Source organism: Pseudomonas sp. GW821-FHT09E12 (assembly GCF_059416085.1).
Genome location: NZ_JBWKOM010000012.1, coordinates 200,815 through 222,121 on the forward strand (window position 1 = coordinate 200,815; position 21,307 = coordinate 222,121).

Consider the following 21,307-nt stretch of genomic DNA (forward strand, 5'->3'; position numbering starts at 1 on the left):
TCAACCGCGCTCGGGTGCCGCCGTCAAGCCTTGGGCCGGCGGCACCCGCAAACGCAGGGCCAACAGCGCCCCCAGCAGGGCGAGCAAGGCGCTGGCGCCTACCGCCTGCTCGATGCCGACCGCCTGTGAGCCGCCCAGCCCGGCATTGGCCAGGGACACCAGCAGCGCCAGCCCCAGCGCGCCGCCGATCTGCTGGCTGGTGGAAGCAATGCCCGCCGCCACGCCCTGCTCGCCCGGCGCGATGCCCTGCCCGGCCGAAACCCACATGGCGGTCCAGGTCATGCCCTGGCCGATGCTCAGCACCACGATGCCCGGCATCAGTCTCCAGAACCCTGCCCCGTCGGGCAGCGCCACATACACCCCGCCAATGCCCAGTGCACCCAGGAGCAAGCCGCTGACCAGGGTCGCCCGCAGCCCGAAGCGCAGCAACGAACGTTCGGCCAGCCAGATGCCCACGGTGCACAGCAGCGTCGCCGGCAAAAACGCCACGCCGCTTTGCAGCACGCTGTAGCCATAGACCTGCTGGAAATACAGGGCGAGGAAGTAGTACTGCACGCCGAAGCTGCTCATGAACAAGGCCGTAAGGAACATCGCCAGGCGCAGCTCGCGATGGGCCAGCAGGCGCAGCGGCATCAGCGGGTCGTGGCCACGCTGCTCGATCCACACGAACACCCCGAGCAGCAACAGCGCCAGCGCCCCGCAGCCCAGGGTCGCCGGTGCGCTCCAGCCCCATTCCGGGCCCTGGACGATGGCGAACACCAACAGCGTGCCGCCCACCGTCACGGTCAAGGCGCCGCTGAGGTCGAAACGCCGGCCACGCTCGCGCTGGCCATCGGCCGGAATCCAGCGCCGGGCCAGCAAGGCACAAGCGCCAGCCAGCGGAACGTTGACCAGAAACACCGCCTCCCAGCCCCACCATTGGGTCAGCACGCCACCGAGCAACGCGCCCAGGGCCAGGCCCGCCGCCGAGGCCGCGCTCCACACTGCGAACGCCCGGTTGCGCGCCGGCCCTTCGGGGTAATGGCTGTTGATCAGCGCCAGCGTCGCCGGGAACAGCATGGCCCCGCCGACACCCTGCACCGCCCGCGCCAGCACCAGCAGCAGTGCGCTGCCGCCCAGGCCGCCAGCCAGCGAAGCCAGGGCGTACAGACTTTGCCCGACGATATAGAAACGCCGCTTGCCCAGCAGGTCGGCCGCCCGACCGCCCAGCAGCAGGAAGCCACCGAAGGCCACGCTGTAGGCACTGACCACCCATTGCAGCTGTTGCGCGGAAAACCCCAGATGGCTGCCGATCTCCGGCAAGGCGACGAAGACGATGGTCGCGTCCAGGGCGATGATCAGCTGCGCACTGGCCAGCAGGAGCAGCATCCAGCCTGACGGCCTGGCTGAAGAGGTGGCGGGCATCACGTCGAGTCCTTGTGTGGAAAATAAAGGGGGATGAATCAAGGACCCTCAGTTTCTTTGATGCCGATTAGATGATAAATACCGTCATTGCTCTTTCAGTGATGACTTTAATCATGGATCTGAACGCCGTTCGTTTGCTGGTCCGGGTCGCCGAGACCCGCAGCTTTACCCGCGCCGCCGGCGATCTGCGGCTGACCCAGTCCGGCCTGTCACGGGCCATTTCGCGCCTGGAGCAGCAACTGGGCGTACGCCTGCTGCAACGCAACACCCGCAGCGTCAGCCTGACCCCGGACGGCCAGCTGCTGGTGGAGCGCGCCACGCCGCTGCTGGCCGAACTGGCGCAGACCGAAAGCCTGCTGCTGGACCGCCGCGACTCGCCCACCGGGCTGCTGAAAATCAGCACGCCGTCGCTGTTCGGACGCAAGGTGGTGATGCCGTTGATCGGTCGCCTGACCGAGCAATACCCGGACCTGAGCATCGAGGCGGTGATGACCGATCGCCTGGTGGACATCGTCGACGAAGGCTTCGACGCCATCCTGCGCACCGGCGAGATCCAGGACCAGCGCCTGATCGCCCGGCCGCTGGCGCCGCTGCGTTGGGTCACGGTGGCATCCCCGGCCTACCTGGCGCACCATGGCACGCCGCAGACGGTGGAAGAGCTGCAACAGCACAACTGCCTGACCGTGCGCAATTTGCGCAGCGGGCGCCTGGTGGACTGGCAGTTCATGCGCGACGGCAAGGTGCGCGATGTCAGCGTGCCCAGCCGGCTGATCTTCGATATCGGCGACGCGCTGGTGGACGGTGTGCTGGGGGGCTTCGGCATCGCCCAGTTGATGAACTTCGCCGTCGAGGACGCCCTCGCCGACGGCCGCCTGGTGCCGATCCTGCAGACCTTCTCCGGACGCAGCCGGGCGCTGTCGCTGGTCTACCCGCCGTCGCGCCAGTACTCGCCGAAACTCAAGGTCTTCGCCGACGCCCTGAACACCGTCAGCTGGTGACCGTAGCCGCTGCCGAGCCCGCGAGGCTGCGATCGGCAGCGCAGCGGCCGTAAAACGGGCAAAACCGTATGCGCAGGATTGGCGAGGACTGCGTCCTCGTGCGCAGCCTCGCGGGCTCGGCAGCGGCTACAGGAGAGTTCAGCGGTATATTGCCGCTCACACCGCCAGGGTCTTGCCGTCCAGCGAGTCGCCAATCGTCAGGAAATGCCCGCCCGCCACATGGTGCAGGGTGCGCAAGGCATCGTGCCCGGTGAAATGCCAGCGGCCGTCGCTGAACACTCGCTCATCGGCCTGGGCGGCGATGACCTCGCCGAGGAACAGGTCGTAGCGTTCATGGTTGTGCGGCTCCGGCAGCAACCGGCATTCGAGCCAGGCCACGCAGCCATCGAGCAGCGGCGCGTCGATCAGCTCGCCGGCGAAGGTCGGCAGGCCATAGCGCTCGAACTTGTCGCGGCCCTGGTCGCGGTTCAGCTCCTGGCCGGAAGTGGAACCCACGGTCTGCGCGATATCGACCTGGGCGGCGCACGGCACGTTGAGCACGAAAGTGCCGGAGGCTTCCAGCAGTTGCCGGGTCCAGGTGGATTTGTCGAGCACCACGGCGACTTTCGGCGGCTCGAAATCCAGCGGCATGGCCCAGGCCGCGGCCATGATGTTGCGCTGGCCGCCATGGGTGGCGCTGACCAGCACGGTCGGCCCGTGGTTGAGCAGACGGTAGGCCTTGGCCAGCGGAACCGGACGACGATGGGATGGGCTCATGGGTAAGGCTCCAGGAGAAAAACGTCGATTGTAGCGACATCCCGGTTCGGCACAGCAGTCGGGATTGGGCCATTTCCCTGGACAATCCATCCAGATTGACCGGGCTTATTCCTGACTCGCGGCTGCTTAGACTGGGCCTTCACCTCACAGGCTGAAGGAGTTTTTCCATGGCAGACCATTCTTTGAAAAACAAAGTGGCGTTGATCGCCGGTGGCGCGAAGAACCTGGGCGGCCTGATCGCCCGGGATCTGGCCGCCCATGGCGCGAAGGCCATCGCCGTGCATTACAACAGCGCCACCAGCAAGGCCGACGCCGACCGGACCGTGGCCGCGATCAAGAACCTGGGCGTCGATGCCCAAGCCTGGCAGGCCGACCTGACCACCGCCGCGGCCGTGGAGCAACTCTTCAGCGACGCCAAGGCGCGTTTCGGCAAGATCGACATCGCCATCAACACCGTGGGCAAGGTCCTGAAAAAACCCATAGTCGAGATCAGCGAAGCCGAGTACGACGACATGTTCGCGGTCAACTCCAAGAGCGCGTTCTTCTTTATCAAGGAAGCCGGCAAGCACCTGGAGGACCACGGCAAGCTGGTGTCGCTGGTGACCTCGCTGCTCGGCGCCTACACGCCCTTCTATGCCGCCTACAGCGGGGCCAAGGCTCCGGTGGAACACTTTACCCGCGCCGCCTCCAAGGAGTTCGGTGCCCGCGGTATCTCGGTGACCTCCGTGGGCCCTGGGCCGATGGACACGCCATTTTTCTACCCGGCCGAGGGCGCGGACGCCGTGGCTTACCACAAGACCGCCGCGGCGCTGTCCGGCTTCAGCAAGACCGGCCTGACCGACATCGAGGACGTGGTGCCCTTCATCCGTCATCTGGTCACCGACGGCTGGTGGATCACCGGCCAGACCCTGCTGATCAACGGCGGCCACGCCACCAAGTGAGGCCCGGCCTTCTGATCGACGGTTGTCATCGACCCGAGTAATCCGCCAAGGGGCGAGGTAGATTGGCGTTTGCGAAAGGCTTGCGTAGGAGCGAGGCTTGTCCGCGATCAGGGGCTGTCTGACACAACGCTATCGCGGGCAAGCCTCGCTCCTACAGAAAATACGCACCACACGCCTCGGAACAACGCCCCATTCATGGATAAGCTCGAGCAGTACCGTGTATTCATCCAGGTGGCTGACATGGGCAGTTTCATCAAGGCCGCGCACGCCCTTGAACTGCCCCGGGCTACCGTCTCGGCAGCGGTACAGCAACTGGAAACCGCCCTCGCCACGCGCCTGTTGCACCGCACCACGCGCCAGGTTCAGCTGACCGCCGACGGCGCGGTCCTGCTGGAGCGCGCGCGTCTGTTGCTGAGCGATGCGGTGGAACTCGAGCAGCTGTTTCACACCCGTCAACTGGACGTCTGTGGCCGGCTCAATGTCGACGTGCCCAGCCGGATTGCCCGGCGCTTCATCGCCCCCGCCCTGCCCGAGCTTTTCGCCCGCTACCCCAGCCTGAAGCTGGCGCTGGGCTCCACCGACCGTTCCATCGATCTGGTGCAGGAAGGCGTGGATTGCGCGATCCGCGTCGGCACCCTGCGCGACAGCAGCCTGATTGTCCGGCGCCTGGGCCACCTGGCCCTGATCAATTGCGCCAGCCCCGCCTACCTGGCCCGGCACGGCCAGCCACAAACGCCGGGCGACCTGGCCGACGGTCACTGGATGGTCGGCTACGGCTCCCCCAGCACGGGCCGCGAACAGCCCTGGGAATACCTGGCCGAAGGTCACGAGCTGGAACTGAATTTGCCCAGCCGGGTGATCGTCAACAACGCCGAAAACTACATCGCCTGCTGCAGAGCCGGGCTGGGCCTGATCCAGATCCCGCGCTTCGACGTGCAGTACCTGCTCGACCGGGGCGAACTGGTGGAAGTCCTGCCCGGTTTTCGCCCCGCGTCCATGGCGATTTCCGCGCTCTATCCCAATCGCAATCATCGCTCGCGCCGGCTGAACGCCTTTATCGAATGGTTCGAAACCCTGATCGCGCCCCATCTCGAAAACGACCGGCAGGACTGACAGCGGCCCCACCCAGGCTGCTGGCTGCAGCCAGCCAGCCCATCAGCCGGACAACTGATGGGCGAACTGGCCGACGGCGCTTACCACCTTCTGCGCGCCGTCCTGGATCTCGACGATCACCGTGCCGGCTTCGGCGGCCAGGCCCAGGCCCTGCTCGGCCTGGGTCTTGCCGTCGGCCATCAGCACCACCGCGTCGCGGGCCATGTCCTGGTTGCGCCGGACCACGCCGACGATCTCGTCGGTGGCCTTGCTGGTGCGCGAGGCCAGTTGCCGGACCTCGTCCGCCACCACCGCGAAGCCGCGCCCCTGATCACCCGCGCGGGCCGCTTCGATGGCCGCGTTGAGCGCCAACAGGTTGGTCTGTTCAGCAATGTCGCTGATGGTCTTGACGATGCTGCCGATCACCCGCGACTGCTCGTTCAGCGCCTCGATGCTGTCGCTGGCCTGCTGCATGTGGGTCGCCAGGTCGCGCATCACCTGCACCGCTTCGGTCACCACCGAAGAGCCGCGCTGGGCGCTGCTGTCGGTCTGCTGCGAGATGGTGTAGGCGATCTCCGCGGCGTCGGCGACGGTCTGCTCCTGCTTGACCTGCTCGGTGATCACCGTGGCGAATTTCACCACCTTGTAGAGTTTGCCGTTGGCATCGACCACCGGGTTGTACGAGGCATCGAGCCAGACCACGCGGCCGAGACTGTCGATGCGCTTGAAGCGGTCGGCGACGTACTCGCCGGCATTCAGCCGCTCCCAGAACACCTTGTAGGCCGGACTGTTGTACTCCTGCGGCTCGCAGAACAGGCTGTGGTTCTGGCCCAGGATCTGCTCGAGGCTGTAGCCCATGCAGCTCAGGAACCGCTCGTTGGCGGTCAGTACCCGGCCCTTGAGGTCGAACTCGATCACCGCGGTCGAACGCAGCAGGGCCGCGATCAGGTTGTCGTGCTCGCAGGCGGTTTCCACGGTTTCGGTCAGGTCATTGGCGATCAGGGAAAAGGACCTGAGTTGCCGCTCGGAGTTGAAGATCGGCTGCAGGATCACCCTCAGCCAGGCGTCATGACCATCGCCACGACGCAGGCGCAGGGTGTCGTCGAAAGGCTCGCTGCAGGCCAGCGCCGTCATGAAACGCGAGTGCGCCTCTTCGGGCCGGGCATCGTCCGGCAGCAGATTGTCGATGGGCCAGCCCAGCAGTGCCTCGGGGGAATAATGCATGCCCTGGGTGAAATTGCGGTTCGCCACCAGGATCCGGCGCTGCGGATCGAGATCGACACTGAGCTGGGTGCGCTCGAAACCTTCCTTGACCTGCTCGAGCGCACGAAACTCCTCACCCAACGCGAGGAGCTTCTGATTCAAACGTTTATTGAACATGGATACACCGATAGCCTGTGATTGGAGACTGCAGCAGCCTCACCATCGGCGTTGGAAACGCGTTCTTGACGCGCTCAAGGCTCTTTAGGATTTATCTTCCATAGAGACAGGAAACTTCCTAACCACCCGCGCAGGGCGCGCTGGCGTTGGAGCAGGTCGTGGCCGTCGAGCTGGCGGCCACTCGATACCCGACGTCATGGCCTGGAAAAGGCCTGACGCCGGGTCCGGGACAGGACTCAGTTGGACAATTGGCTGGCGAACTGGCCGACGGCGTTCACCACCTTCTGCGCACCGTCCTGGATCTCGACGATCACCGTGCCGGCTTCGGCGGCCAGGGCCAGGCCCTGCTCGGCCTGGGCCTTGCCATCGGTCATCAGCGCCACGGCCTCGCGCGCCATGTCCTGGTTCTGCCGTACCACGCCGACGATTTCGTCGGTGGCCTTGCTGGTGCGCGAAGCCAGTTGCCGGACTTCGTCGGCCACCACGGCAAAGCCGCGTCCCTGTTCACCGGCCCGCGCCGCTTCGATGGCCGCGTTGAGCGCCAACAGGTTGGTCTGTTCGGCAATGCCGCTGATGGTCTTGACGATGGTGCCGATCACCAGCGACTGCTCGTTCAGCGCCTCGATGCCTTCACCGGCCTGCTGCATGTGCTTGGCCAGGTCGCGCATCACGTTCACCGCCTCGGTCACCACGGTGGTGCCGCGCTGGGCGCTGTTGTCGGTTTGCAAGGAGGTGCTGTAGGCAATGTTCGCCGCCTCGGCGACTGCCTGCTCCTGGTTCACCTGGTCGGTGATCACGGTGGCGAACTTCACCACCTTGTACAGCCGGTTGTTGGCATCGACCACCGGGTTGTAGGAAGCCTCAAGCCAGACCACGCGGCCGTAGCTGTCGATGCGCTTGAACCGCCCGGCGACGAACTCGCCGGCGTTCAGGCGCTTCCAGAATGCCTGGTACTCCGCGCTGTTGTATTCCTCAGGCTCGCAGAAGGTACGGTGATGCTTGCCCTGGATTTGCGCCAGGCTGTAGCCCATGCCGTGGAGGAAACGCTCGTTGGCCGTCAGCACGTTGCCATTGAGGTCGAACTCGATCACCGCCGTGGAGCGGACCAGCGCGCCGATCAGGTTCTCGTGCTCGCGAGAGGCTTCGATGGTGCGGGTCAGGTCGCTGGAGTAGATCGAGAACTGTTTGATCCGCCCCTGGGAATCGCGAACCGGCTGGGAGATCGAGCGCAACCAGGCTTCCTGGCCGTTGCCGCGCAGCAGGCGTACCGCGCCGGCAAAATGCTCGCCACGGGTCAGCGTCGCCTTGAAACGGTGGTGGAACTCATCGGTCTTGACGTGGGCCGGCACAATGTCCTCGATGTGACGACCGACCAGTTCGCTGCCCCTGTAGAGCATTTCCTGGTTGAAGTTGTCGTTGACCGACAAAATGCGCCCATCGGGATCGAGAACCAGCACCAGCATTTCGCTGTCGAGACTGTCCTTCACTTGCTGGAGGCTCGAGAGTTCTTCGCGTAGAGCCAACAGCTCTTGCTTCAAGCTTTTGTTGAACATGGGATGCACCGATGGGCTGTAATAGTGGGCAGCATTGTCTCTAGCCATCGGCGCTTGAGTATTTTTCTGAAGAGCCCATAAGACATATCCGACCAAAAAACTTTGAAACGCCTCGGGCCCCGGCCCTGCGGGGCTACAACCCATGCTCCGGAGCCCGGAAGAGGGGCTATAGTCGTGCTCTGGAAAATCAACGGCAATCGACGGAGTGCAATCTATGGAGGCTTCACGCAAGGCCCTGTTCGACCAGGTGGCGACGCGTCTGGGACACGCTTTCGACGGTGAAATGCGCATCGGCGGCAACTATGTGCCCGCGGTGCAGAACGGCGACGAGGTGTACGTCAGCGGGCAGATCCCACGCATCGACAACACCGTGAAGGTGGTCGGGCGGGTCGGTGGCGATGTTTCGCTGGAAGACGGCCGGTATGCCGCACGTATTTGCACCATGCGCGCCCTGGCGATCCTCGCCCAGTTGCTGGGCGATCTGCAGCGGGTGAAAAAAGTCCTGCGGCTCAACGTCTATGTGCAAAGCGCCGCCGACTTCACCCAGCAGAGCGAAGTCGCCGACGCGGCCTCCGAAGTGCTCTATTCGATCTTTGCCGAGGCCGGGGTGCACACCCGCACGTCCCTCGGGGTCTATCAGCTGCCGAAGAATGCCGCGGTGGAAATCGACATGATCGTAGCCCTCGAACCGCTTCCCGCGCCCCATGAGGACGTTGAGGATTAGGGCCCCTAGCTGCCATTGGTGCGGCACTGGCCCATCACCTGATACTCAACGGTCTTGAGCTGTCCGGCCGAATCCTCATAGGTCATGCGTGACGGCACCGGGTTGCAGGCCTTGGCCGGCGGCGTCACGTTGACCACCTTCTGGATGTCCAGGGGCATGCCGTAGCGATAGTTTTCCACCACCGGCGCCTCCTTGCCCTGCTTCGCCGCGTAGGCCGCCATGGCCTTCTCATTTGCCTGCATGGCGCGGTCGAAGGTGCGGTCGCCGCCGCCCTCGGCCATGGCCAGAGACGAAATGGAAAGTACCAGCGCGGCGATACTCAATTTAAATAACTTCATGACTGTTTCCTCGTTTTGGTTAGTTGCAACGAGGATAACCAGCGGACCCTGTCGGGAAGATCACGGATACATTACTTATATGTAATAAACCCAAGACCGCTTCTTGCCCTTGAGAAAACTCCATATAAAACAAGGCCCCCAACTAAAACCAAATACAACTTACAATTTTTATCCTTGCAGAATTGTAATAACCGGGTCACCTCCGCGTTATCTGTTGTTTGCAACTATCGACGCTGACTCCAGCCGTTAACCAGACGGTTCGCGAGTACAACTAACAAGAACGCCCCAGGCGACATAACAGCTGATAGCTGCCCATATCCAGGAGCAAACAACATGCGCATTCAAACCCGCTGGTCCCTGTCCGTGTTTTCCGCGGTACTGGGGCTGAGCCCGCTGGCCGTGAACGCGGCAGACGACCAGCCCGAAGGTTTTATCGAAGGCAGCAGCCTCAACGTGCTGGCCCGCAACTACTACTTCAATCGCGACGATCGCAAGGGCCAGTCCAGCCCCACCGGCAACGGCTATTCGGAGGCCTGGGCCCAGGGGCTGATCGGTAAGTTCGAATCCGGCTTTACCCAGGGCACCGTCGGTTTCGGCCTCGATGCCTTTGCCATGTATGGCCTCAAGCTCGACTCTGGCGCCGGCCGCAGTGGTGGTCGCGGGTCGTTCGGCATGCTGCCGGTGGACAGCGACAACCACCCGGCCGACAACTACAGCAAGGTCGGCGGCGCGGCGAAAATGCGCCTGCTCGACACCGTGATCAAGGTCGGCGACGTCTTCCCGAAAACCCCGGTGGTACATTACGGCGACTCGCGCCTGCTGCCGGAAAGCTTTCGCGGCGCCACCTTCGAGAACACCAGCATCGACGGCCTGAGCCTCCAGGGCGGGCGCCTGCACAGCATGAGCCAGCCCGACAGCAGTAGCCTGCGCGACGGTTTCGCCACCTTCTATGCCGGCGAGGTCGACTCGCCGTGGGTCGCCTACTTCGGCGGCGACTACAGCCTGAACAAGCACCTCAGCTTCAGCCTCTACAGCAGCCGCCTGAAGGACGCCTGGGACCAGTACTACTTCGGCACCGCGGCGACCTGGCCGATCTCCGACGAGCTCTCGCTGTTCGCCGGGTTCAACTATTACAAGGCGGTGGACGAGGGCAAGAAACTGCTCGGCGAGTTCGACAACGACATCTGGAGCGCCAAGATCGGCGCCACCTATGGCGCCCACACCCTGTCCCTGTCGCACCAGCGCAACAATGGCGACGACGACTTCGACTACCTGCGCCAGTCGGACTCGATCTTCCTCGACAACTCGATCCAGTACAGCGACTTCAACTCGCCGAAGGAACGTTCGTGGATGGTCCGCTACGACCTCGACATGCAGCCCCTGGGCATCCCCGGCCTGTCGTTCATGACCCGCTACGGCAAAGGCAGCGACGCCGACTACAGCAATGCCAACTCGGTGTACATGCGCCGCGGTGCGGACGGCAATCCGCTGACCGACCAGCGCCGCTGGGAACGCGATATCGAAGCCAAGTACGTGGTGCAGGGCGGCACGCTCAAGGACCTGTCGCTGCGCATCCGCCAGGCCACCGTGCGCTCCAGCAGCTTCGAATCCGACCTGGAGGAATTCCGCCTGATCGTCGAATACCCGCTGGCCATTCTCTGAGCCCTTGCGCCGGGCGGGTGAGAGGCCCGCCCGACGTTAAAACTTCTTCACAGACGCCTGTCTTTCAGAACTGTAATATCGCCCTCACCTTCTCGTCAGGTTGGCCTTCGTATACTTGCCCGCATGCCCGAGCCGACAGCGCTTCGCTGGCGGCCAGCCACTTGCGGGAGATCATGTCTTGAAGCCTGCCCACCTGACTCCGCCTGGCCAGCCCAGCGCGCTTCCCAGCGATAACAGCAGCGAACGCGCCAGGCATGCCCTGGAACAATTCTGGCTCGGCCAGCAACAGCACAACGGCGACAACAACCACAACGGCGCAACCGGCGCCGCCTCTCACAGAACCGCAGGGCCCCAGGCATGCACAGCCTCCCGCTGACGCCGGCCCACCCCGAGCACATTCATCTCTGAAGCGTTTTTTCGAATGCTCCTTTGGAAAGAGATGAATTTTTAGCGTCCCGCATGGGGCGCTTTTTTTTGCCCGCCACTTCCCTCCCCGTAGCCGCTGCCGAGCCCGCGAGGCTGCGATCGACCGCAAAGCGGGCGCAGCTCTTGGAGTCGCAGGAGGTCCTGCGGACCTTTCGCAGCCTGCGGCAGCGGCTACACATCGGCCTGTAGCCGCTGCCGAGCCCGCGAGGCTGCGATCGACCGCGAAGCGGGCGCAGCTCTTGAAATCGCAGAAGGTCCTGCGGACCTATCGCAGCCTTCGGCAGCGGCTACATCAAAACCAGATGGCGTCCCAGAGGGGATAGTCGCCAGGACGTTGAACGAGCCCTGCTCGCACCGGATTGAGAATGATGTAGCGGGCGATGGCCTTCAGGTCTTCTTCCTTGCGCAGGACACGATCGTGATAGCCCTTTTGCCAGAGACGGCCCTGACAGCCAAAGTGTTGATTGATCTGTAGGCTGCTTCTGGATTTGAAACGGCACATCACCTTTCCCAAAGATCTGTCTCGCAGTTCAAATAGCCAGTGAAGATGGTCAGGCATGACAACCCAAGCCAGTGAACGTACGTGATCGGCTTCGTCGACTTGCTTGAGCTGATCAACCACCAGGCGGCCAACACGAAAGTCGCGAAACAAGGGGCGCCGTTGCTGGGTCACGACGGTAATCGAATAGATACGGCCGGCTTCCGATACCCGTCCTTTGAGTAGGCGGTAGCCATTGGAGTGGACAAGCATTCCTTTGCTCTCCATACAGGTCATTTACCTCAACCTAGCTGCTCATGCTTTCGCATGCGGGAGCACTCTTTCAGCAGATGTTTCCAGATCCCTGTAGCCGCTGCCGAGCTCGCGAGGCTGCGATCGACTGCGAAGCAGGCGCCGCTTCTGAAATCGCAAGAGGTCCTGCGGACCTATCGCAGCCTGCGGCAGCGGCTACACATCGGCCTGTAGCTGCTGCCGAGCCCGCGAGGCTGCAATCGACCGCAAAGCGGGCGCAGCTCTTGGAGTCGCAGGAGGTCCTGCGACCAGCGTGGCCCGGACCTTTCGCAGCCTGCGGCAGCGGCTACAGGCGGGTGCTCTCGGGATAAACAAAACCCCGCCTGCGCATGACGCAGGCGGGGTTGGTTGACGCCGGTCGCGGGTCAGTCGTTTAGCAGGTCCTGCAGTTCCTGCTCTTCTTCCTTGCGGTGCGCCCAGTGGTACAGCGCCGGCAGCACCAGCAGGGTCAGGGCGGTGGAGGAGATGATGCCGCCGATGACCACGGTGGCCAGCGGCCGTTGCACTTCAGCACCGGTGCCGGTGGCCAGGGCCATGGGGATGAACCCCAGCGACGCCACCAGCGCGGTCATCAGCACCGGGCGCAGGCGGGTCAGTGCGCCTTCGTTGACCGCCGCGGCGAGCATCCGTCCTTCTTCGCGCAGGTTGCGGATAAAGGCGATCATCACCAGGCCGTTGAGCACCGCCACCCCCGACAGCGCGATGAAGCCCACCCCCGCCGAGATCGACAGCGGGATGTCGCGCAGCCACAGGGCCATGATCCCACCGGTCAGGGCGAAGGGAATCCCGGTGAACACCAGCAACCCATCCTTGAGGTTGTTGAACATCATGAACAGCAGGCCGAACACCAGCAGCAGCGCCACCGGCACTACGATCTCCAGGCGCTTGGAGGCTTCCTGCAACTGTTCGAACTGGCCGCCCCAGGTGATCCAGTAGCCGGTCGGGATCTGCACCTGATCGCCAATGGCCCGGGTCGCCTCTTCGACGAAGGAACCCATGTCGCGCCCACGCACGTTGGCGCTGACGATCACCAGGCGCTTGCCGTTCTCGCGGCTGACCTGCGCCGGGCCGAGCACCAGGTCGACGCTGGCGACTTCCGAGAGGGCGATGAAACCCAGTTGCCCGTTGACGCTGCCCGCGGCCGCCGCCACCGGAATCAGCAGGCGCGACAGCCCGTCGATGTCGGTGCGCAGGCTGTCGGACATGCGCACCAGCATGTCGAAGCGCCGGTCGCCCTCATACAAAATGCCCGCCTTGCGCCCACCCACGGCAATCGCCACGGCGTCCTGCACATCGCCGACGTTGAGGCCGAAACGCGCGGCCTTGTCGCGGTCGACATTCACCGTCAGCACCGGCAGGCCGGTGGTCTGCTGCACCTTCACTTCGGCGGCGCCGTCGATCTTCTGCAAGGTCTGCGAAATCTCTTCGGCGGTCTTGTTCAGCACCTCCATGTCATCGCCGAAGACCTTCACCGCGACATCGCTGCGCACCCCGGAAATCAGTTCGTTGAAGCGCAGCTGGATCGGTTGCGACAGTTCGTAGACGTTGCCCGGCAGGCTGTTGCTGACCCGTTCGATGTCGGCAATGATCGCCTCGCGCGACTTGCCCGGGTCCGGCCATTGCGCCTTGGGTTTGAGCATCAGGTAGGCATCGGAAATGTTCGGCGGCATCACGTCCGAAGCGATCTCGGCGGTGCCGGTACGGGCGAACACCCGCTCGATTTCCGGGATCTGCGCCAGCAGGGTTTTCTCCAGGGTCTTCTGCATTTCCACCGACTGAGTGAGGCTGGCGTCGGGCACGCGCATCGCCTGCTGGGCGAAGTCGCCTTCGCTGAGGCTGGGGATGAATTCACTGCCCATGCGACTGGCCACCAGGCCCGAGACCAGCACGCTGAGAACGGCCAGGGCAAAGGCCAGGGAACGGTGGCTCATCACCCAGCGCAGCACCGGCTCGTAGCCCCGGCGGGCGCCGCGCATGACGAAGTTTTCTTCCTCCTTGACCTTGCCGGTGACGAACAGCGCGATCGCCGCCGGGACGAACGTCACCGAGAGGATCATCGCCCCCAGAAGGGCTATCACCACGGTGAAGGCCATCGGGTGGAACATCTTCCCGGCCACCCCGGACAGGGCAAAGATCGGCAGGTACACCACCATGATGATCAGTTGCCCGTAGATCAGCGCCCGTCGCGCTTCCTTGGCCGCGGCGAAGACTTCGTGCAGGCGTTCGGAGCGAGTGAGCATGCGCCCGTGATGCTGCTGGGCATGGGCCAGGCGGCGGATGGCGTTCTCGACGATGACCACCGCGCCGTCGACGATGATGCCGAAGTCCAGCGCGCCGAGGCTCATCAGGTTGGCGCTGACCTTGTTGGTGAACATGCCAGTGAAAGTGAACAACATGGCCAGCGGGATCACCATGGCGGTGATCAGCGCGGCGCGGATATTGCCCAGGAACAGGAACAGAATGGCGATGACCAGCAGCGCGCCTTCGATGAGGTTTTTCTTCACCGTGGCCACGGCCTTGTCCACCAGGTTGGTGCGGTCGTACACAGTGACTGCGGTCACGCCCTTGGGCAGCGAGCGATTGATCTCGGCGAGTTTTTCCGCCACCACCCGGGACACCGTGCGGCTGTTTTCCCCCACCAGCATGAACACCGTGCCGAGCACCACTTCGCGGCCGTTCTCGGTGGCCGCGCCGGTGCGCAGCTCACGACCGATGTCCACGGTGGCCACGTTGCTGACGCGGATCGGCGTGCCGTCCACGGTGTTGATCACGATGTTGGCGATGTCCTCGATGGACTTCACCTGCCCCGGCGCGCGGATCAGCAACTGCTGGCCGTTGCGCTCGATATAGCCGGCACCGACGTTGGCGTTGTTGCGCTCCAGGGCGGTCATCAGGTCGCTCAGGGTCAGGTTGTAGGCCGCCAGGCGCCTGGGGTCCGGGGCGATCTGATAGAGCTTGGCGAAACCGCCGATGGTGTTGATCTCGGCCACCCCCGGCACGTTGCGCAGTTGCGGGGCGATGACCCAGTCCTGGATCACCCGCAGGTCGGTCGGCGTATAGGCCGTGCCGTCGTCCTTGAGCGCGCCGGGCTCGGCTTCCACCGTCCAGAAGAAGATCTCGCCGAGGCCGGTGGAGATCGGCCCCATGCTCGCCTCCACGCCTTCGGGCAGCTGTTCGCGGGCCACCTGCAGGCGCTCGTTGACCAGTTGCCGGGCGAAGTACAGGTCGGTGCCTTCCTTGAAGATCACCGTCACCTGGGACAGGCCCGAGCGCGAAGTCGAGCGGGTCTGCTCCAGGCCCGGCAGGCCGGCCATGGCCACTTCCACGGGGTAAGTGATGCGCTGCTCGGTTTCCAGCGGCGAGTAGCCGGGCATGCTGGCGTTGACCTGGACCTGGACGTTGGTGATGTCCGGCACCGCGTCGATCGGCAGTTTCTGGTAGCTGCCGATACCCACGGCGGCCATCAGCAGCACCGCCAGCAGCACGATGATGCGCTGCTCGATGGCGAATTGAATGATGCGTTCAAACATGGGAAGTCACTCTCCAGGGAAACACTCGCGAATGAGGCGGATCAATGGCCGTGCTCGGCCGAGCCCTTGCCCAGTTCGGACTTGAGGATGAAGCTCCCGGTGGTCGCCACCTGGGCCCCGGCGCGCAAGCCTTCGCGGATCTCGACGAAGCCGCCTTCGCTGCCGCCCAGCACCACGGGGGTGGCCTGGAAACCGTCGGCGACGCGCACGAACACCGCAGGCTTGTCTTCCACGCTCTGGACCGCGCTCTGCGGCACGGTTACCCCGGCCTGGTAGGTGTCGGTCGCCACCTGCACCGAGACGAACAGCCCCGGCCGCCAGACATCGTCCGGGTTGGGTACGGTGACCCGCACCGTGGCGGTCCGGGTCTGCTCGCCCAGCAGGCTGCCGACATAGGCCACCGTGCCCTGCACCTGGGTGCCCAGCTCGGTGGACTGCACCCGGACCGGCTTGCCCACCCGGACCTTGTTCAAGTCCTTGGGAAACACGCCGAAGGTGACCCAGACCCGGGACAGGTCGGACAGGGTGAAGGCGGCGCTGGTCTCGCCCACCACCTCGCCGACGCTCAGGTGTTTTTCCACCACCACGCCGTCGAACGGCGCACGCATCTCATAGCGGTTGCCGCCCGCCAGCACCGAGCTGCCACTCAGGGCGTTCATCTTTTGCCGGGCATTGTTCAGGGCGATTTCGGCTTCCTGCAGGGTCTGGCGCGCCAGCAGGTAATCCTGCTCGGCGGAGATCTGGTCGACCCACAACTGGCGCTCGCGCTGGAAGGTGGTGCGCGCCAGCTCGACCCGGCGCTCGGCGGCGGCCAGTTCGCTGCGCTGGTCGGAGATCTGCTGGCTGGCGATCACCGCCAGCAGCTCGCCCTTCTTCACCGTCTGGCCGAGATTGACCGCCACCGACTCCACCACCCCGGCCGCGCGCGGCACGATGTGCGAGGTGCGGTCCTCGTCGAAGCGGATCTCCCCCGGCAGCGTCAGCAAGCTGCTGAGATCCCGCGGTGCGGCCTCGGCCAGCTGGATGTCGGCGGCCTTGATCTGCTCGGCGCTGAGTTCGACCTTGCCCTCTTCCTCGGCATGCCCCTCAGCTTCCGCTTGCCCCTCTTCGCCTTCCTGATGCGCCTCGCCGTCCTTGTGCGTGTCCGCCTTGACCGCAGGTTTCGCCTGCGCGGCCACCGGCGCCGCCTGGAACAGCTCCTGCCACATCAACCCGGCCACGCCGAGCGCGATCGCCACGGCCAACGCCAAGGCTGTGCTTCGTTTCTTGTCCATGCATGCTCCTGAAAAAATCGACTCGACGCGCCAACCGGCAACAGCGACGCGTCATGAGGTCTGTGGAAAAAAGAAATCGCCGAGCGCCCGATGCAGATCATGCAGGCACCAATGGGACGCGCCCTCCTCGACCCGGCTCGGCAGCGGGACGCTGCAATCGGTGACCAGCAGCGCGCCCAGGCACAACAGGACGAACAATGCGGTTCTCACAGCGTGCGATCGGGGCCGGCGAGATCGCCGTAGATGCGCTCGATGCGCACCCAGGCGTCGGTGGACTGGGCCACGGCGGCGATGTACTGGGTGCGGGCGCTGATCAGCGTGCGCTGGGCGTCGAGCACCTCGATGAAGTTGAACTTGCCCATCTCGAAGCCACGGGTCGCAGTGTCCACGGCGTTTTGCGCGGCCGGCAGGATCACCTGGTTGAACGACTGCACTTCGTTGCTGGCGGTGCTCCACTGATCCAGGGCCTGACGGGTTTCAGTGCGCAGGCGCAGCTCCGCGGCGTTGCGTAGATCCCGGGCCTGATCGGCGCGCCGCGCCGCCGACAGCACGTTGCCCTGGTTGCGGTTGAACAGCGGAATCGGCATCGACACCCCGACCAGATTGACCCGCTCGCGCACGCTGGCGTCGTACTGGCTGCCCACGCTGATATCGAGGTCGGGAATACGCTGGGCCTTTTCCAGCCCCAGGGACGCTTCGCGCTGCACCACCTGCATTTCGGCCAGGCGCAGTTCGGTGGTCTGTTGCAGGCGCGCCAGCAATTGCGCCGAAGGCGGCAGCGACGGCAGCCCGCTGGCCGGCTCCGCGACGGCGCTGAAGTCGGTGGTGGCGGCCCCGGTAACAGTCGCCAGCTGGCGATAGGCATTGGCCCGATCCATCTCGGCGCGGCTCAGTTCCAGGCGCACTTCCGAGAGCTGGACCTGGGCGCGGGTGGCCTCCACGGGCGAGGCCTTGCCAGCGCTGACCCGGCCCTTGGCCACCGTCAGCCCGCGCTCGGCCAGGGCCAGGGAGCGGCCGGCCAGCTCGCTGCGCTCCTGGGCACGCAAGGCGCCGTAAAAGGCCGCGATCACATCGGCGCGCAGCTGGTTGCGCTGGCGTTCCAGCTCCAGCGCCGCAGCGTCCTGGGCACGGCTGGCGACATCGATGCGCGCGCCGCGCTTGCCGCCCAGTTCCAGGGTCTGGCTGAGCTTGACGGTGGTGGTGCGCGAGCTGCGGCGGGTGTCTTCGGCGTCCCAGGACAACACCGGATTGGGGATCAACCCGGCCTGCTGGCGGCCACCCTGAGCGATGTCGATTTCCCAGCGCGCCGCCGCCAGTTCGGGGTTGTTGGCAAAGGCACTGGCCAGGGCGTTGTCGAGGCTCAGCACCCGGCTCTCGGCCGCCGCGGCGTCCTGCTGCGCGGCACTGGCCAACAACAGGACGCCGGACAATGCCCCGACTATCCAGGCAAGTTTTTTAATGGAGGTTGGCATAACGCGTTCTGGCCCCTTACCGGTACAGAGTGACGGCGGAGGCTCTGCGGTGCGAGGAAGTTGAACCGGCACGACGCATCCACACTCCACCCATAAAACAACTAACAGGTGAGTATTTAGTGCCGGCCAAATGTAGCCTTCGGTACTTATCGACAGGGTGGCGCAAAGATTACAAATCCGTTAGCAAACGCTCTGCCACGGGCTTATGCATTAACATCCCGGCCATCGACCCGAGAGCAAGCTCAATAAATCCACAACTTGAAATATAGAGAAACAACTTCTCCCCGCACGACACTTCGAAGCTTTTAAATTCAGAGCCTTTAAATTAATAACCTTGAAATCCGCAACTTTGAAAGTTGAATCATCCAGCCCGTTACTTCCAACGAAGTTATTGGACTGCCCCACTGCATTAAACACCGAGGCTAATTCAGCATGCGCATTCTGGTGATCGAGGATGAACCGAAAACCGCCGACTACTTGCATCAGGGATTGAGCGAAAGCGGCTACGTCGTCGATTGCGCCAATAACGGCGCCGACGGCCTGCACCTGACCCGCCAGCACGCCTACGACCTGGTGATTCTCGACGTCAATCTGCCGGAGCTGGACGGTTGGGGGGTGCTGCAGCGCATTCGCCAGAACAGCAATACGCGGATCATGATGCTCACCGCTCAGGGGCGGCTGGTGGACCGGATCAAGGGCCTGGACCTGGGCGCCGACGATTACCTGGTCAAGCCGTTCGAATTCCCCGAGCTGCTGGCGCGGGTGCGCAGCCTGCTGCGGCGCAGCGAGCAGTCGCCGACCCCCGACGTGCTGCGGGTGGCCGACCTGGAGCTGGACCAGGGCCGCCACCGGGCGTTTCGCGGCAAACAGCGCATCGACCTGACCACCAAGGAGTTCGCCCTGCTGCACCTGCTGATGCGCCAGAGCGGCGTGGTGCTGTCGCGGACCCAGATCATCTCGTTCGTGTGGGACATGAACTTCGATTGCGACACCAATGTGGTGGAAGTCTCGATCCGCCGCCTGCGGGCCAAGATCGACGACCCGTTCGAAAGCAAACTGATCCACACCCTGCGCGGCGTCGGCTACGTGCTCGAAGAGCGCGACTGAAACCCTGTAGCCGCTGCCGAAGGCTGCGATAGATCCGAAGGACCTCCAGCGCGCCCAAGAGCGGCGCCCGCTTCGCGGTCGATCGCAGCCTCGCGGGCTCGGCAGCGGCTACAGGGGGCAACCCGATAGTTCAGTGCCGCGATCGGTGTAGCCGCTGCCGCAGGCTGCGATAGGTCCGAAGGACCTCCAGCGCGCCCAAGAGCGGCGCCCGCTGCGCGGTCGATCGCAGCCTCGCGGGCTCGGCAGCGGCTACAGGTGATTAATGTACGTGCTCTTCGTGCCCCTGTTCGTGAAAGCCGGCCTGTTCGACCTGGACCGTCACATGGGAGATATCGAAGCGCTCGTGCATCAGTTCGGTGACCTCGGCGAGGATCTGCTGCTCGCTGCGCCGCCCCAGGTCGGCCACCAGATGCGTGCTCATCACGTTCTTGCCGCTGGTCAGGGCCCACAGGTGCAAGTCGTGCACCTCGGTCACCCCGTCGATGGCGCGGATGCCCTGCTCGACCTGATCGATATCGATGCCGTCCGGCACGCCTTGCAGCAACACGTTCATGCTCTCCCTGAGCAATGTCCAGGTGCGCGGCAGCACCCAGAAACCGATGGCCGCCGCCACCAGCGAATCGACCCAGCCCCAGCCGGTGTACATGATCACCAAGGCCGCGACGATCACGCCGATGGAGCCGAGCATGTCGCTCCACACCTCCAGGTAGGCGCCCTTGACGTTGAGGCTTTCGGCGCTCGCCGAGGCCAGCAGGCGCATGGAAATCAGGTTGACGACCAGCCCCAGCACCGCAATCACCAGCATGCCCGTGGACTGGATTTCCGCTGGCGCGGACAGGCGCTGCCAGGCCTCGAACAGGATGTAGAAGGCGACCACGAACAACAGGAGGGCGTTGAACGCCGCGGCGAGAATCTCGAAGCGCGCATAACCGAAGGTGCGCTTGCGATCGGCCGCGCGCTTGCCGACCTGGATCGCCACCAGGGAGATCGCCAGCGCCAGCGCATCGGTCATCATATGGGCGGCATCGGACAGCAGCGCCAGGCTGCCGGTGACAAAGGCGCCGATCACCTCGGCGATCATGAAACTGCCCGTCAGCCCCAGGGCCATCCATAACTTGCGTTCGTGTCCGGCCCGAACCTGTCCGTGACTGTGCCCTGCGCCCATGAAAGCCCCCACCTGTGGAAATCGTCGTGGCTGATGATAGCCGGCCCGGGCAGCTGGCCCCGACAAAATGACGCAATGGTCATGCTGCTGCCATCTGGCGGTTATGGGTGACGGCTTTCAGCGCCCCAGGCGCGCCATCACCGCGAGCATATCCGGGCGCCGGGCGGCCCATTCCTCGCGGGTGATGCCGAGCAGCACCACGTCGATGCGCTGGCCGTCCTTCTCGACGTTCTGCCGGCGCACGCCCTCGAGGGTGAAACCGAACTTCTGGTGCAGGCGGATCACCGCCTGGTTCAGCGCCAGCACCTCGCAGTTGAGCTTCGCAAGGCCGGCCGCGCCGAAGGCATGGTCGAGCAGCCAGAATTCCAGCTGGCTGCCCAGGCCCTTGCCCTGCAAGCCGCTGTCCAGGTAGAAGGCCCAGTCGGCGCTCTTGTGCAGGGCATTGATCGCGTTCAGCGACACCACGCCACAGGCGATTCCCTCTTGCAGCACCACGAACACCGACTGCCGCGGATTGCCCGCCAGCGAGTCGAGCCAGGCACGGTGCTCGGCCTCGGAAATCTCGTGGGAGGTGTACATGTACTTGCGCACGTCCGGCTGGTTGCGCAGCTCGCGCACGCGCGCCTGCACCTGTGCACAAGTCTCGAGTATCGGCACGACCTGCATGCGGGGCTCCTGGTCTGAAACGGATGCCG

17 protein-coding genes and 2 pseudogenes are annotated in these 21,307 nt (G+C 64.4%); 6 read left to right on the plus strand and 13 right to left on the minus strand.

Annotation, left to right across the window (positions count from 1 at the left end):
* Nucleotides 1-1,404, minus strand: a complete 1,404-nt coding sequence (locus tag AC07PQ_RS29030) for an MFS transporter (protein WP_493186656.1) — start codon at nt 1,402-1,404, stop codon at nt 1-3.
* Nucleotides 1,405-1,517: 113 nt separating this feature from the next.
* Between AC07PQ_RS29030 and AC07PQ_RS29035 the strand changes: the two genes are divergently transcribed.
* Nucleotides 1,518-2,402, plus strand: coding sequence for a LysR family transcriptional regulator (locus tag AC07PQ_RS29035; protein WP_493186657.1), 885 nt, complete (start codon nt 1,518-1,520; stop codon nt 2,400-2,402).
* Between the two features lie 156 nt (nt 2,403-2,558).
* Here AC07PQ_RS29035 and AC07PQ_RS29040 read toward each other — a convergent pair whose 3' ends face one another.
* A complete protein-coding gene (locus AC07PQ_RS29040; RefSeq protein ID WP_493186658.1) occupies nt 2,559-3,158 on the minus strand; it encodes a flavin reductase family protein in 600 nt (199 codons plus the stop codon).
* Nucleotides 3,159-3,325: 167 nt separating this feature from the next.
* Between AC07PQ_RS29040 and AC07PQ_RS29045 the strand changes: the two genes are divergently transcribed.
* On the plus strand, nt 3,326-4,099 hold the full coding sequence (locus AC07PQ_RS29045) for an SDR family oxidoreductase (RefSeq protein ID WP_493186659.1): 774 nt from the start codon (nt 3,326-3,328) through the stop codon (nt 4,097-4,099).
* 195 nt (nt 4,100-4,294) lie between these two features.
* A complete protein-coding gene (locus AC07PQ_RS29050; protein ID WP_493186660.1) occupies nt 4,295-5,212 on the plus strand; it encodes a LysR family transcriptional regulator in 918 nt (305 codons plus the stop codon).
* 42 nt (nt 5,213-5,254) lie between these two features.
* On the opposite strand, the gene AC07PQ_RS29055 is transcribed toward AC07PQ_RS29050, so the two are convergent.
* The 4 genes and pseudogenes from AC07PQ_RS29055 to AC07PQ_RS29070 form a co-directional block, all read right to left on the minus strand.
* A complete protein-coding gene (locus AC07PQ_RS29055) occupies nt 5,255-5,815 on the minus strand; it encodes a methyl-accepting chemotaxis protein (protein ID WP_256580935.1) in 561 nt (186 codons plus the stop codon).
* Nucleotides 5,798-6,571 (minus strand): annotated as a pseudogene (locus AC07PQ_RS29060) (PAS domain-containing protein); the annotation flags it as partial. The pseudogene AC07PQ_RS29060 and the gene AC07PQ_RS29055, both read right to left, overlap by 18 nt.
* Before the next feature lie 236 nt (nt 6,572-6,807).
* Nucleotides 6,808-7,239 (minus strand): methyl-accepting chemotaxis protein, encoded by a 432-nt coding sequence (locus AC07PQ_RS29065; RefSeq protein ID WP_232539795.1) that lies wholly within the window; start codon nt 7,237-7,239, stop codon nt 6,808-6,810.
* A gap of 108 nt (nt 7,240-7,347) precedes the next feature.
* Nucleotides 7,348-8,415, minus strand: a pseudogene (locus AC07PQ_RS29070) (PAS domain-containing protein); the annotation flags it as partial.
* Here AC07PQ_RS29070 and AC07PQ_RS29075 point away from each other — a divergent pair.
* Nucleotides 8,339-8,848 (plus strand): RidA family protein, encoded by a 510-nt coding sequence (locus AC07PQ_RS29075; protein ID WP_007928830.1) that lies wholly within the window; start codon nt 8,339-8,341, stop codon nt 8,846-8,848. The pseudogene AC07PQ_RS29070 and the gene AC07PQ_RS29075 overlap by 77 nt on opposite strands.
* A gap of 5 nt (nt 8,849-8,853) precedes the next feature.
* On the opposite strand, the gene AC07PQ_RS29080 is transcribed toward AC07PQ_RS29075, so the two are convergent.
* Nucleotides 8,854-9,186, minus strand: coding sequence for a DUF2790 domain-containing protein (locus tag AC07PQ_RS29080; protein WP_007928829.1), 333 nt, complete (start codon nt 9,184-9,186; stop codon nt 8,854-8,856).
* A 333-nt stretch (nt 9,187-9,519) separates the two neighbouring features.
* Between AC07PQ_RS29080 and AC07PQ_RS29085 the strand changes: the two genes are divergently transcribed.
* Nucleotides 9,520-10,848 (plus strand): OprD family porin, encoded by a 1,329-nt coding sequence (locus tag AC07PQ_RS29085; protein ID WP_007928828.1) that lies wholly within the window; start codon nt 9,520-9,522, stop codon nt 10,846-10,848.
* A 718-nt stretch (nt 10,849-11,566) separates the two neighbouring features.
* Here the strand turns inward: AC07PQ_RS29085 and AC07PQ_RS29090 are convergent.
* From AC07PQ_RS29090 to AC07PQ_RS29105, 4 genes are all read right to left on the minus strand, one after another.
* A complete protein-coding gene (locus AC07PQ_RS29090) occupies nt 11,567-12,025 on the minus strand; it encodes an REP-associated tyrosine transposase (protein WP_007931048.1) in 459 nt (152 codons plus the stop codon).
* 404 nt (nt 12,026-12,429) lie between these two features.
* A complete protein-coding gene (locus AC07PQ_RS29095; protein ID WP_493186661.1) occupies nt 12,430-15,594 on the minus strand; it encodes an efflux RND transporter permease subunit in 3,165 nt (1,054 codons plus the stop codon).
* Nucleotides 15,595-15,635: 41 nt separating this feature from the next.
* Nucleotides 15,636-16,868, minus strand: a complete 1,233-nt coding sequence (locus AC07PQ_RS29100) for an efflux RND transporter periplasmic adaptor subunit (protein ID WP_493186662.1) — start codon at nt 16,866-16,868, stop codon at nt 15,636-15,638.
* Nucleotides 16,869-17,074: 206 nt separating this feature from the next.
* On the minus strand, nt 17,075-18,340 hold the full coding sequence (locus tag AC07PQ_RS29105) for a TolC family protein (RefSeq protein ID WP_493186663.1): 1,266 nt from the start codon (nt 18,338-18,340) through the stop codon (nt 17,075-17,077).
* 432 nt (nt 18,341-18,772) lie between these two features.
* On the opposite strand from AC07PQ_RS29105, the gene AC07PQ_RS29110 reads away from it, so the two are divergent.
* The gene (locus AC07PQ_RS29110; protein WP_007930804.1) at nt 18,773-19,447 is read left to right on the plus strand and encodes a heavy metal response regulator transcription factor; all 675 of its coding nucleotides are present in this window, start codon (nt 18,773-18,775) and stop codon (nt 19,445-19,447) included.
* Between the two features lie 259 nt (nt 19,448-19,706).
* Here the strand turns inward: AC07PQ_RS29110 and AC07PQ_RS29115 are convergent, their stop codons facing one another.
* Nucleotides 19,707-20,612 (minus strand): cation diffusion facilitator family transporter, encoded by a 906-nt coding sequence (locus tag AC07PQ_RS29115; RefSeq protein WP_007930163.1) that lies wholly within the window; start codon nt 20,610-20,612, stop codon nt 19,707-19,709.
* A gap of 117 nt (nt 20,613-20,729) precedes the next feature.
* Nucleotides 20,730-21,278 (minus strand): UDP-4-amino-4,6-dideoxy-N-acetyl-beta-L-altrosamine N-acetyltransferase, encoded by a 549-nt coding sequence (gene pseH / locus AC07PQ_RS29120; protein WP_007930162.1) that lies wholly within the window; start codon nt 21,276-21,278, stop codon nt 20,730-20,732.
* Nucleotides 21,279-21,307: the final 29 nt, after the last annotated feature.